The organism is Bacillus sp. 5RYD7K (genome assembly GCF_059831465.1).
On sequence record NZ_CP191200.1, the window covers coordinates 1,123,105 to 1,136,042 of the forward strand.

12 protein-coding genes are annotated in these 12,938 nt (G+C 50.3%); all 12 read left to right on the forward strand.

Going from position 1 to position 12,938, the window contains the following annotated elements:
* Positions 1–2 precede the first annotated feature (2 nt).
* On the forward strand, positions 3–1,172 hold the full coding sequence (locus ACQE26_RS05650; protein WP_500470921.1) for a DegT/DnrJ/EryC1/StrS family aminotransferase: 1,170 nt from the start codon (positions 3–5) through the stop codon (positions 1,170–1,172).
* Entirely contained in the window at positions 1,173–2,036 is an 864-nt protein-coding gene (locus tag ACQE26_RS05655) for a GNAT family N-acetyltransferase (RefSeq protein ID WP_438420880.1), read from the forward strand. It abuts the gene before it with no gap.
* Positions 2,036–3,160, forward strand: a complete 1,125-nt coding sequence (locus ACQE26_RS05660; protein ID WP_500470923.1) for an N-acetylneuraminate synthase family protein — start codon at positions 2,036–2,038, stop codon at positions 3,158–3,160. The genes ACQE26_RS05655 and ACQE26_RS05660 overlap by 1 nt, the downstream gene beginning before the upstream one ends.
* On the forward strand, positions 3,153–3,893 hold the full coding sequence (locus ACQE26_RS05665) for a cytidylyltransferase domain-containing protein (RefSeq protein WP_500471464.1): 741 nt from the start codon (positions 3,153–3,155) through the stop codon (positions 3,891–3,893). The genes ACQE26_RS05660 and ACQE26_RS05665 overlap by 8 nt, the downstream gene beginning before the upstream one ends.
* Before the next feature lies 1 nt (position 3,894).
* Complete coding sequence (locus ACQE26_RS05670; RefSeq protein ID WP_500470925.1) at positions 3,895–4,899, forward strand: PseG/SpsG family protein; 1,005 nt, start codon at positions 3,895–3,897, stop codon at positions 4,897–4,899.
* A 27-nt stretch (positions 4,900–4,926) separates the two neighbouring features.
* Positions 4,927–5,664 (forward strand): sugar phosphate nucleotidyltransferase, encoded by a 738-nt coding sequence (locus tag ACQE26_RS05675; RefSeq protein WP_438420877.1) that lies wholly within the window; start codon positions 4,927–4,929, stop codon positions 5,662–5,664.
* Positions 5,665–5,666: 2 nt separating this feature from the next.
* Entirely contained in the window at positions 5,667–6,614 is a 948-nt protein-coding gene (gene rfbB / locus ACQE26_RS05680) for a dTDP-glucose 4,6-dehydratase (RefSeq protein ID WP_500470926.1), read from the forward strand.
* 20 nt (positions 6,615–6,634) lie between these two features.
* Positions 6,635–7,483, forward strand: coding sequence for a dTDP-4-dehydrorhamnose reductase (gene rfbD / locus ACQE26_RS05685; protein ID WP_500470927.1), 849 nt, complete (start codon positions 6,635–6,637; stop codon positions 7,481–7,483).
* Positions 7,480–7,935, forward strand: coding sequence for a dTDP-4-dehydrorhamnose 3,5-epimerase family protein (locus ACQE26_RS05690; protein WP_029575291.1), 456 nt, complete (start codon positions 7,480–7,482; stop codon positions 7,933–7,935). Before rfbD ends, ACQE26_RS05690 begins: the two co-directional genes overlap by 4 nt.
* Before the next feature lie 212 nt (positions 7,936–8,147).
* Entirely contained in the window at positions 8,148–9,434 is a 1,287-nt protein-coding gene (locus tag ACQE26_RS05695) for a Glu/Leu/Phe/Val family dehydrogenase (protein ID WP_438420868.1), read from the forward strand.
* 182 nt (positions 9,435–9,616) lie between these two features.
* Positions 9,617–11,164 (forward strand): L-glutamate gamma-semialdehyde dehydrogenase, encoded by a 1,548-nt coding sequence (gene pruA / locus ACQE26_RS05700; protein WP_500470929.1) that lies wholly within the window; start codon positions 9,617–9,619, stop codon positions 11,162–11,164.
* A 71-nt stretch (positions 11,165–11,235) separates the two neighbouring features.
* The gene (locus ACQE26_RS05705) at positions 11,236–12,918 is read left to right on the forward strand and encodes a M20 family metallopeptidase (protein ID WP_500470931.1); all 1,683 of its coding nucleotides are present in this window, start codon (positions 11,236–11,238) and stop codon (positions 12,916–12,918) included.
* Positions 12,919–12,938 lie beyond the last annotated feature (20 nt).

Below are 12,938 nucleotides of genomic sequence, written 5' to 3' on the forward strand. Positions count from 1 at the left end.
AAATGGTGCAAAAAAGATCAGCTTTTCTTCCCTATTCATTGCCCATGATCGGGAAGGACGAAATTCAGGAGGTTATTGATACGCTAGAAACGGGCTGGCTTTCAAAGGGACCGAAAGTGGAGGCGTTTGAAAAAGCTTTTGCCGCCTGGACGGGAGCAAAGCACGCGATCGCGCTGAACTCATGTACCGCCGCTTTGTTTTTGGCCTTGAAAGCGAAAGGAATCGGTCCCGGCGACGAGGTCATCACGTCTGCCGTGACGTTCAGTTCAACAGCCAATACCATCGTGCATACAGGCGCCGTTCCGGTGTTTGTTGATATTGACCCGCTTACACTGAATGCCGACCCTGAGAACATTGAGGCGGCCGTCACCCCGCGGACAAAGGCGATTGTGCCCGTTCATTTCGCCGGCCAGTCGTGTGATATGGATCGGATTCTGGCCATCGCCGAAAAGCATCAGCTGTTTGTCTTAGAGGATGCCGCACATGCCGTGTACACCACGTATAAACAGAAAATGGTCGGATCAATCGGGGACGCGACGGCATTCAGTTTCTACGCGACAAAAAACCTGGCAACCGGTGAAGGCGGCATGCTGACGACCGATGATGACAGGCTTGCCGATCAGATCAGGGTGCTCAGCCTGCACGGCATGAGCAAAGGCGCGTGGAACCGCTATTCTTCAAACGGAAGCTGGTATTACGAGGTCGAAGCGCCCGGCTACAAAATGAATATGTTTGACCTTCAGGCAGCGCTTGGGCTTCACCAGCTGAAACGGATTGACAGCATGCAGCAAAGAAGGGCTGAAATTGCAAGCCGCTACCAGGACGCTTTCAGAGACATGAAAGGGCTGACCGTCCCTTATGTCAGTGATGACGGGCGGCATGCATGGCATTTGTATGTTCTTCAAATAGAGGAGCAGGAAACCGGGATCAGCCGGAACGATCTGATTTCCGCTTTAAAAGATCAATATAACATCGGCACAAGCGTTCATTTTATTCCGGTTCCATTTCACCCGTATTATCAAAAAACGTACGGATATAAGGAAACTGATTTTCCGGCCGCGGCCGCGTATTATCACCGCACCGTATCACTCCCTCTTTATCCGTCAATGACAGATGACGACGTTGAATACGTCATTGCGGCCGTTACGGATATCATCAAAGGGGCTGATTAGGTGTACAGACTGAAGAGAAATCTTGCACAGGATGTGATTCAAGCTTTTCTGCAACAGAAGGGCATTCAGCCGGAGGCCTATGAGTCGTCACTCTGTTTATTGGAAGAAAACAGCCTTCAAGGCGTGATTTTATATGAGAGCTCTTCGTGGGAAAGTCAATTGTTCCAAAAAAATATCATCAATGTGAAGCTTGCAGCCGCAAACAGCACCGGTCAGCTCAAAAGGCTGTTTCAGGAATTTTACGCGTCAAGGCGGGCGGACGGCACTGATTTTATATTTATTAAAATACCGGCTGAGGATGTCGGCGCGATGCAGGTCGTGCAGCAGCTTCCAAATGCTTGTTTTGTCGGGAGTCTGTTCAAACTCGTCAGCCCGGTGCGTGTATTTAACAGCACGCCGCCATTTGAGATTGCAGAAGCCGGACCCGGCGACGCGGAAGCGATCAGCCGGCTGGCACGAGATGCCTTTACAAAAAGCAGGTATTACCAGGACCCCCATCTCAGCTATGAAAGTGCAAACCGCCTGTTTGAAGAATGGGCGCGGAATAACGCGGAAGGCAGGGCTTCGTTACAATTCGCCGCCAAATATAAGGGAGAGACCGTGGGCTTTGTGCAGGGGCTTTCTAAAGGCGATGAATTCGTCCTTGATCTGATGGCGGTAAAGCCTGGATTTGAAGGAAAAGGAGCGGGATACCATTTAGTGGCGCGCATTATTGAACAATCACTGCGCTTTCAGCATAAGACTGTATCAGCGGGCACGCAGCTCCACAATGTAAGAGCCATCCGGCTGTATGAACGAATGGGCTTTAAAGCGGATGCATCTTATTATTACTATCATGTGTGGCCCGGGAAGGGGGCGGACTGATGGCATCATGCAAAATCGGATCGAAGTCAATCGGCGGAGAATCGCCCGTTTTCATTATCGCCGAAGCCGGGATTAATCATGACGGAAAACTGAACCAGGCGTTTGAATTGATAGACGCGGCCAGTGAGGCCGGTGCGGATGCGGTCAAGTTCCAAATGTTTCAGGCTGACAAAATGTATCAGAAAGACCCCGGTCTATACAAAACCGCTGCGGGAAAAGACGTCTCTATTTTTTCGCTCGTGCAATCAATGGAAATGCCCGCTGAATGGATCGAACCGCTGCTTGAATATTGTAAGAAAAAAGGCGTGCTGTTTTTAAGCACGGTATGTGACGAAGGCTCTGCCGACTTACTCTATGCGACTTCCCCGCCGGCCTTTAAAATCGCCTCCTACGAACTGAACCATCTGCCGTTATTGAAATATGTGGCGGGGCTGAAGACCCCGATTATCTTTTCAACCGCGGGCGCTGATATTTCAGATATTCAGGAGGCTTATCAAACCATTACCGGCGAGGGGAACAAAGAAATTGCGATCATGCACTGTGTGGCGAAATATCCCGCTCCGCCCGAACACAGCAATCTGAGCGTCATTCCTATGCTTGCCGCCGCTTTCCCTGATGCTGTGATCGGTTTTTCCGACCATAGCGCCCACCCGTATGACGTGCCGTGCACGGCTGTCAGGCTCGGAGCGAAACTGATTGAAAAGCATTTTACAATCGACAAAAATCTGCCCGGCGCTGATCATTCCTTCGCCCTCAACCCGGATGAATTAAAAGAAATGGTGGCGGCGATCCGGTCAGTTGAAGAAGAGCTGCGGCAGGGGCATCACGCTCCGGTGCCGGAAATGCTGTCGGGAAGCTCCCATAAGACCACGACACCGATTGAAGGGGATATCAGAAAATTCGCTTACAGAGGCATTTTTTCAACAGCGCCGATTCAAAAAGGCGAATGTTTTACGGCGGATAATCTTGCCGTCCTTCGTCCCGGCCAAAAACCGCAGGGGCTTCACCCGAGGTATTTTGAGCTTTTAATTGACGGGGCGCGTGCGGTCAGGGATATCCCTGCCGACACGGGTATCACTTGGGATGACCTTTTGACGAAAGGCAGCTCTTATGATGATGACTGACATTTTGTTCATCATTCAGGCGCGGATGGGGAGCGGGCGTCTTCCCGGCAAAGTGCTGAAACCGATCGGCGGGTATACCATCCTCGATATGATTGTCAAAAGGGTTCGGCAAAGCGCGTATTATGATCAAGCGCGGGATAATCTGATTGTGGCCACGTCCGACAGCAAGACCGACGACATTCTGTACGCGCACTGTCTCAGCAAGCACTACCGGGTGCATCGGGGCAGCGAACAGCGCGTGCTTGACCGGTTTGCGCAAGTCATTGAACAAGTAAAACCGGCCATCGCAGTCAGACTGACTGGGGATAACCCGTTTGTCGACCCTTCGCTGCTTGATGTCCTGATTCAATCGCACTCAGACCAGCACGCAGACTACACGTATATCAGCGATACGCCGCTCGGCATCGGCGGAGAGGCGGTTAACGCGCGCCTCCTAACGGAGATCAATGCCGACAAAACGCTGGCGGACAAATATCAGGAGCATGTCACGCTTTTGATTAGAGAATCTCCTGAGAGGTACCGGCTGCTCTTTCCTGAACCCCCGCAGGAACTCCGGGCTCCTCATTTGCGGCTGACCGTCGATACCGAAGAGGACTACAGGCTGGCCCGCGAGCTGTACGAAAAAGCAGGCTCGCACCCTGATATTCCGGCAAAAGCATTGATTCATCTGCTGAATAGCGATCCTGGGCTCAGGGCCATTAATCAAATGATCCGGCAAAAAGAGGCTGATTAGGATGCGGGTTTTGATATTCGCAGATGGGGGCCGTGAAATCGGTATGGGCCACGCCGTCAGGATGAAGCTGCTTGCCGGCGCCATTTTGAATAAATGCTCAATCACGTTTTACACCAATAAAGAGGCTTCTTCATACCTGTCTGCTGATCAATGGGAAGTGATCATCAAGCCCGACAAGGGACAGAAGGAATTTATTGTCCGGGAAATAAACAGGCAGGCTCCTGACCTGCTCATATTCGACCTGCTCGATATGCCGTGTGACTGGCTTGAAGAAATCAGGCGGCATTCATCGGCACGCATCGTCTTATTTGAAGAAAAGCGGGAGCATGTCATTCATTTATGTGATGCCGTCATAAACGGCATATACGGCAGGCTGAAAAGCCGGACGATGAAAATGGGCAGAGCCGTTATATATGAAGGCCCGGAATATATCATTCTTCATCCGGAATTTGAAAAAGCCAAACAGCACTATCAGCTGAGAAAAGAATGCCGGACCATTTTGGTTTCTTTAGGAGGAAGCGACCCGAGGAAGCTTGTTTTTAAAGTGATGGAAGCATGCCGCCGGATTCCGGATATTCAGCGAAAACAAGTGATTATCGCCATGGGCGGCGCCGCGGCTCACGCTGATGACGTGCGCACGCTTATCGCGCAAATGCCTTATGCCGAGATGGTAAGGCAGACAAATGACATGGCCGCGCTTCTTACGAGGGCTGATATGGCCGTCGTGTCCGGCGGCATCACTTTATATGAAACCATTTGTACGGGTGTGCCCTGCATCGTTCTTTCTCAAGTGGCGCATCAAACCGTGACGGCTGAAAAATTCGCCGCACGGGGCGCCGCTGTTCATCTCGGCCTGGGAGAACACACCCCGGCGGACGTGCTCGCTCGGCATATGTCTGAGCTGTCTGCTGATTATCCGAGACGGCTCGGGCTTCATCAGAACGGAACGCCGCTGGTTGACGGGAGAGGCATCAAACGGGCGGCGGCGATTCTTTATGATTTGTGATAAAACCACACGTAAGGAAGTGTTCATGTGAAAGGTGTTATCTTAGCCGGAGGCACCGGCTCGCGCCTTATGCCGCTGACGAAAGCGGTTAATAAGCATTTACTCCCTGTCGGTCCGTACCCGATGATTTACTGGTCGATCATGAAGCTGGAAGAAGCGGGAATTACGGATATATTGCTGATTACGCAAAAAGAGTATATTCCGCAATTTCATAAGCTTCTTGAAAACGGAGAAGAGCTCGGCGTGTCGATCACATACCAGGTTCAGCCCGCCGCATCAGGGATTTCAGACGGTTTATCGTACGCAAAGCGGTTCACCGGACGCGACCCCTTCGTCCTGCTTTTAGGAGATAATATTTTCGAAGATTCATTAAAACCTTATACGGAACGTTTCGCACAGCAGGGAAAAGGGGCAAAAGTGCTGCTGAAAGAAGTTGACGATCCGGAGCGCTTCGGCATCGCCGAGATTGATGAAGAAAACAAACGGATCAAGTCGATCATTGAAAAGCCGGAGCATCCGCCGACCAGCTTATGTGTCACAGGGATTTACATGTACGACGCAGAAGTGTTTTCTTATATTGAACAAATTTCCCCTTCAAAACGCGGCGAACTGGAAATTACGGATGTCAATAATTTATACATTGAACACAGTGAGCTGACGTATGATGTGTTAACGGGCTGGTGGGTGGATGCGGGCACGCATGAATCGCTCTATCTCGCCGGAAGCCTGGCGCAGCAGGCAATACAGAAAGGACAGGAACATTAATCATGCCAAAATCATATTTAATTACAGGCGGCGCAGGATTTATCGGCCTTACCTTTACAAACATGATGCTGAAAGAAACGGACGCGCAGATTACCGTCCTGGATAATCTCACGTATGCAAGCAGGCCGCTTGAAATAGAAGCCTTAAAAAAGAACGGCCGTTTCCGTTTTATCAAAGGTGACATTTCCAAAAAAGAAGACATTGATAAAGCATTTTCCCAAATGTATGACGCTGTCATTCATTTTGCGGCTGAATCCCATGTGGACAGAAGCATTAATCAGGCAGAGCCGTTTATCACAACAAATGTGATGGGCACATACAGACTGGCGGACGCGGTGTTACAGGGCAAAGCCGGCAGGCTGATTCACATTTCCACAGACGAGGTGTACGGAGATTTGGGGCCGGACGATCCCGCTTTCACAGAGACGACGCCGCTTTCTCCGAACAATCCGTATTCCGCAAGCAAGGCGGGCTCAGACCTGCTCGTCATGTCTTATGTGAAAACCCATAAGCTCCCTGCCATCATTACGAGATGCAGCAACAATTACGGGCCTTACCAGCATCACGAGAAAATGATTCCGACCATTATCAGGCACGCCGTAAACGGTACGCCGGTTCCGCTGTACGGCGACGGGATGCAGATCAGAGACTGGCTGTTTGCCGAGGATCATTGCCGCGCCATTAAGCTCGTGCTGGAAAACGGAACGCTCGGTGACATTTACAATATCGGCGGCGGAAATGAACGGACGAATAAAGATCTGGCGGCATTTATCATGAAGGAGCTCGGAGTCGAGGAGCGGTTTGCTCATGTCGAAGACAGAAAAGGGCATGACCGCCGTTACGCCATCAATGCCTCAAAGCTGAAAAATGAGCTGGGCTGGCGGCAGCAGGTCACATTTGAAGAAGGAATAAGAAGAACCATTCGCTGGTATACAGACAGCCAAGACTGATCGGAAAGAAGGGGATCCGATTGACGAAGGTATTAGTAACCGGAGCTGCCGGCCAGCTGGGGCGGGAGTTATGCCGCCTGCTGAAGCGGGAAGGGTATGAGGTGATCGCCCTGACAAAAGCGATGATGAATATATCCGACCAGCGTTCGGTGCGGCACTCATTCAGCCATTACAAGCCGGATATCGTCGTCAATACGGCGGCATACACCTCCGTTGACAAATGTGAAACGGAGCTCGACAAAGCGTATTTAATAAACGGAATCGGCGCTTATTATGCCGCGCTTGAGGCTGAAAACATCGGAGCGAGATTCGTTCACATCAGCACCGATTACGTTTTCAGCGGCAAAGGAACACGGCCTTATCAGACGGATGATCCCGCAGACCCCGGCACGATTTACGGAAAAAGCAAAAAACTCGGTGAAGAACTGATCCGGTTAACGGGAAAAAATCATACCATTATCAGAACATCGTGGGTGTACGGCAGCGGCGGGCATAACTTTGTCAATACGATGCTGAAGCTTGCGGATACACATAAACAAGTGCGTGTCGTCAATGACCAAGTCGGCTCGCCGACGTATACAAAGGATTTAGCCGAAACGGTGATCGGTCTGTTTGACAGGCCGCCGGGCACGTACCACGCCGCAAACAGCGGAGTGTGCAGCTGGTATGAATTCGCCAAGGCCATTTTTGAAGAAAGCGGCAGGAACGCCGCCGTGCTGCCCGTGACGACGGAGGAATACGGAAATGAGACGCCGCGTCCCGCTTACTCGGTGTTAAGCCTTGAGTCGATCGAACGGCAGGGGCTCGGCATGAGGCACTGGCGGGATGCGCTGCGGGATTATTTACAAAGGGAGGGGCAATGCAAGTGATCGAAGGCGTAAAAATCAAAAAGCTGACCAAACACAGTGACGACCGGGGTTTCTTTTCAGAACTTGTCCGCGACGATGAACATCTCTTGGAGCGATTCGGGCAGGCTTCCTGGTCCAAAAGCTATCCCGGCGTCATTAAAGCATTTCACTATCACGAGAAACAGGATGACCTGTGGTTTTTCCCGACGGGCCACGCCCAGGTCGTGCTGCATGACCTTCGCGAAGAGTCAGCAACCAAGGGAGAAACGGATGTCTACTACATGGGAGAAGACAATCCGATGCTGCTTCTCATTCCCAAAGGGGTCGCGCACGGGTACAGAGTGCTGGGAGAAACCCCGCTGACCATTATTTATTTCACGACAATGTCCTACAATCCGGATCAGCCGGATGAAAAAAGAATCCCATGGAACGACGAAACCATCGGATTTGACTGGCAGACGGCCCATCGGTAGCGTACAAGACGAAGACAGCGGATGTCTTCGTTTTTGTGTTTTTTTAGCTGAATGGCTCTTTTTTTATGCACAAAAGGCTGGCATGAATCTTGCATATAAAAAGGGACGTAACGACTATGTGAAAGGGACTGATGGGTCTTGGTGTAAAAGCGCTTACGTTTTGTTCTGCCGGTAATTGAAGCTTACACGTAAAATACGATGAGGTGATAAACATGTCAGCCAACCCGCTTTCTAAAAGCAATCAGAAAGACGAAGAAAAAGAAGTACTTGATTTGTTTCTGTCAACACAATCGATCATAAAAGAGGCCCTGCGCAAACTGGGCTATCCTGACAATATGTATGACTTGATGAAAGAGCCGATGCGGCTTTTGACCGTCCGCATCCCTGTCAAAATGGACAATGGATCAGTGCGGGTTTTCACGGGCTACCGCTCGCAGCACAATGACGCTGTCGGCCCGACAAAAGGGGGCGTGCGGTTTCACCCGGAAGTCAGTGAGGAAGAGGTCAAGGCGCTTTCCATCTGGATGACCTTAAAATGCGGCATCACAAACCTTCCTTACGGGGGCGGAAAAGGCGGCATCATCTGTGATCCGCGGACAATGTCTTTCGGTGAGCTGGAACGGCTGAGCCGCGGATATGTGCGGGCGATCAGCCAGATTGTCGGTCCGACAAAGGATATTCCGGCTCCCGACGTATATACCAACTCGCAGATTATGGCTTGGATGATGGACGAATACAGCCGCCTGAGAGAATTTGATTCACCGGGATTCATTACGGGCAAACCGATCGTTCTCGGCGGTTCACAAGGGCGGGAAACAGCGACCGCGCAAGGCGTCACGATTTGTATTGAGGAAGCCGTTAAGAAAAAAGGGATTCCATTGGAAAATGCGCGCATCATCATTCAAGGGTTCGGAAATGCCGGAAGCTTTCTCGCTAAATTCATGCATGACGCCGGCGCCAAGGTGATCGGCATCTCAGACGCCCATGGCGCTTTGTATGATCCTGACGGCCTTGACGTTAATTACCTGCTGGATAAGCGGGACAGCTTCGGCACGGTGACGAATCTCTTCTCAGATATCATAACGAACCGGGAGCTGCTGGAGAAAGACTGTGATATTCTCGTGCCCGCCGCAATTTCCAATCAGATTACAGCTGAAAACGCCCATCACATTAAAGCCTCAATCATTGTGGAAGCGGCGAACGGGCCGACAACGATAGACGCCACGAAAATCCTGAATGAAAGAGGCGTGCTTCTCGTGCCGGATATTTTGGCCAGCGCAGGCGGCGTGACGGTATCTTATTTTGAATGGGTGCAAAATAATCAAGGCTTTTACTGGTCTGAGGAGGAAGTCGCCGGTAAACTGCGCAGCGTCATGGTGAATTCGTTTGAATCCATTTATCAGACAGCGCATACCCACAAAGTCGATATGCGTTTGGCCGCCTATATGACAGGCATCAGAAAATCGGCTGAAGCGGCCCGATTCCGCGGCTGGGTATAAGGGTGATCTGCAAAAATATTTTGCGCCTTTTATGCAGGAGATCGCAAAATTTCTTTGCATTACTGAATGCAGCCAACAGATTCAGACAAGCTTCGTCTGCTTTCGGCTAATTGTTATGCTGGTATGCTTCTTGCATCTTCATAAAGCGTGAGCACACATTACAAATACAGGGAGGAATTCTAATGACAGTTTTATACGCACACGAACCATTTACAAATTTTCAGGAAGAGACAAATAAACAATCTTTTCAAGAAGCGCTGGCTTATGTGAATTCACAGCTCGGCAAGCATTATCCGCTTATCATCAACGGTGAAGCGATTGAGACGGATAAAAAGATCATTTCCGTCAATCCGGCTGATAAAAAAGAAGTGATCGGCTCTGTATCGGCGGCCGGAAAAGAACTTGCGGAAAAGGCCATGCAGGCTGCGCTGCAGACATTTCAAACATGGAAAAAAGTACGGCCGGAACACCGCGCGAATGTACTGTTTAAAGCGGCGGCGATCATCCGCAGAAGAAAGCATGAATTCTCAGCGTATCTCGTGAAAGAAGCGGGAAAACCATGGAAGGAAGCGGATGCGGATACGGCGGAAGCGATCGACTTTTTAGAGTATTACGCCCGTCAGATGCTGAAGCTGAAAGACGGTTCCCCTGTAAAGAGCCGTGACGGAGAATATAATCAGTATCATTATGAGCCGCTTGGGGTGGGGATCGTCATTTCTCCATTCAACTTCCCGCTTGCGATCATGGCCGGAACGGCGGCAGCAGCCATCGTAACAGGCAACACGATACTGCTGAAACCGGCGGATGCGGCGCCTGTCGTGGCGGCGAAATTCGTTGAAGTGATGAAGGAAGCGGGCCTGCCGGACGGCGTGCTCCAATTCATACCGGGCGACGGAGGAGAAATCGGCGACTACCTGGTTGAGCATCCGAAAACGAGATTTGTGTCGTTTACAGGCTCCCGCGCGGTCGGATGCCGCATTTATGAACGAGCCGCAAAAGTGCAGCCGGGCCAAAAATGGCTGAAACGGGTCATCGCCGAAATGGGCGGAAAAGATACGATGCTTGTAGACAGAGATGCTGATCTTGATCTTGCGGCTTCCTCAATCGTGTATTCCGCCTTCGGATTTTCAGGCCAAAAATGTTCAGCCGGTTCCCGTGCGGTCATTCATCAGGACGTCTATGATGAAGTTGTCGAAAAAGCCGTCGCTTTAACGAAGTCACTCACTGTCGGAAGTCCGGAAGATTTTGATACATACATGGGGCCTGTCATCCATGAAGCGTCTTATAATAAAGTCATGAAGTATATCGAAATCGGCAAAACAGAAGGAAAGCTTCTGACGGGAGGCGAAGGTGATGATTCGAAAGGATACTTTATTCAGCCGACCATTTTTGCGGATGTTGATGAAAACGCCCGCCTGATGCAGGAGGAAATTTTCGGGCCGGTCGTCGCGATCTCAAAAGCCCGGGATTTCGACCATATGCTTGAGATTGCCAATAATACCGATTACGGACTGACAGGCGCTCTGTTATCGAAAACCCGCGCGCACATTGAACGCGCCCGTGAAGATTTTCACGTCGGGAATCTATACTTCAACCGCGGATGTACGGGAGCGATTGTCGGATACCAGCCGTTCGGCGGCTTCAATATGTCAGGAACCGATTCAAAAGCCGGGGGACCTGACTATCTGATTCTTCATATGCAGGCAAAAACAACGTCTGAAGCCTATTAATCTTTCGGAAATAGCGCGATGAAAAAGAGAGTCGCGCTATTTTCTCTATATGAGGGCAAGGGGGATGGAACATGTATCAGCAGCTCAGCAAGATGCTTCCGGAGGAGAAAATAGAAGCCATTACGAAATCACTGGTGGCGTTAAACAGCATCAACGGCACATTGGGAGAAGGAAAAAAAGCCGACTATATCAAAGATATGATCAAGAGCTTTCCCTACTTTCAGGAGAACCCGTCACATGTGTGGGAGCAGGCGATTCCTGAGGACCCTTACGGCCGCAAGAATATCTTCGCGTTTATTGAAGGAAACGGTGACAGCCTGAATACGGTCATTTATCACGCTCATCTTGATACGGTCGGCATAGAAGACTTCGGCCCTTTAAAAGATATCGCTTTTGATTCCGACCGTCTCGCGGCGTATTTCTCAAGCTATGAATTTGATCGGGACGTGCAGCGGGACGCCCGCTCAGGCGAGTGGATGTTCGGAAGGGGTTCGGTTGATATGCAGAGCGGTATTGCCGTTCATCTCGCCAATCTGCTTCACTTTTCTGAACGGCGCGATCAGCTGCCGGGCCATATTCTGTTTATGGCAAACCCGGATGAAGAAAGCCAGCATTCCGGCATTTTAACGAGCATTTCTGAATTAAAACGGCTGAAACAAGAAAAGCAGCTTCGATATTTAGCAGCAATTAATAACGACTTCATCACCCCGCTGTATGAAGGTGACACGAAAAGGTACATCTACACGGGCGCGGCAGGGAAGCTTTTGCCTTGCTTTGCGATTTACGGGCGGGAGGTGCATGTCGGTGATACGCTGTCCGGCATCGACCCGAATTTGATCGCCTCGGAAATCACCAGAAGAATCCACAACAATATTCATATGGCGGAAAACATTGAAGGGGAGCTTGTGCTGCCGCCGACCTGCCTCTACCAGCGTGACAACAAGGAAGCGTATAACGTGCAGACCGCCGTCAGCAGCTATGTCTATTTTAATTATTTTATTTACGAGAAAACCGCCAAAGAAGTCATGGATCAGCTGACCGCCGTGGCTGAGGAAGCATGCAAAGAGACAGAACAAAAATTATCTGATTATTATGACGAATACTGCGGGAGAACGAGCCTCCCGAAAAAAGAAATCACATGGAACGTTCAAGTCTATAGTCTGGAAGATTACTTGAAAAGGCTGAGAAGCCGCGGCATCGACCCGGCGCAGTGTATAGAGCAGGCATTTAAAACATATGAACATCTTGAACTGCGGATGAGATGCTTTAAAGCCGTCGAGGAATTGCAAAAACTGGATCCTGAGCAGGGTGCCAAGGTTATTATTTTCTATGCGCCGCCTTACCTTCCGCACAATTATCTGAAGAAAGAGAGCACGCGGGACCGGCTTTTGCAGCATGTCATTCAAGAAGCCGTCGATAAAACAGCGGCGTCAACGGGGGAAACATTCATCTTTAAAAAGTTTTTCCCTTATTTAGCGGACGGAAGCTTTTTATCGCTGCATGAAACAGACGCGGAGGTCGCCGCCTTTACCGATAATTTTCCGGGCTGGGATGTCATCGGGACGATTCCTTTTAAAGAAATAAGGGAATTAAATATTCCGTCAGTCAATATGGGGGTATACGGCAAGGATGGCCATAAATGGACGGAACGGGTGTATAAACCGTACACATTCCATGTTCTGCCCAAACTCATTCAGCAGACGACGCTGCACCTTTTGCACAGCTATCGATTAGACATACGCACAAAAGGCTGACATAACGGAATAAGGGGGAT

Bases quoted from the DNA above. Each gene is read 5' to 3' on its own strand.
- pruA (WP_500470929.1), top strand. From the start codon at position 9,617: ATGACAGTTTTATACGCACACGAACCATTTACAAATTTTCAGGAAGAG.
- ACQE26_RS05695 (WP_438420868.1), top strand. From the start codon at position 8,148: ATGTCAGCCAACCCGCTTTCTAAAAGCAATCAGAAAGACGAAGAAAAA.
- ACQE26_RS05705 (WP_500470931.1), top strand. From the start codon at position 11,236: ATGTATCAGCAGCTCAGCAAGATGCTTCCGGAGGAGAAAATAGAAGCC.
- ACQE26_RS05660 (WP_500470923.1), top strand. From the start codon at position 2,036: ATGGCATCATGCAAAATCGGATCGAAGTCAATCGGCGGAGAATCGCCC.
- ACQE26_RS05650 (WP_500470921.1), top strand. From the start codon at position 3: ATGGTGCAAAAAAGATCAGCTTTTCTTCCCTATTCATTGCCCATGATC.
- ACQE26_RS05670 (WP_500470925.1), top strand. From the start codon at position 3,895: ATGCGGGTTTTGATATTCGCAGATGGGGGCCGTGAAATCGGTATGGGC.
- rfbB (WP_500470926.1), top strand. From the start codon at position 5,667: ATGCCAAAATCATATTTAATTACAGGCGGCGCAGGATTTATCGGCCTT.
- ACQE26_RS05665 (WP_500471464.1), top strand. From the start codon at position 3,153: ATGACTGACATTTTGTTCATCATTCAGGCGCGGATGGGGAGCGGGCGT.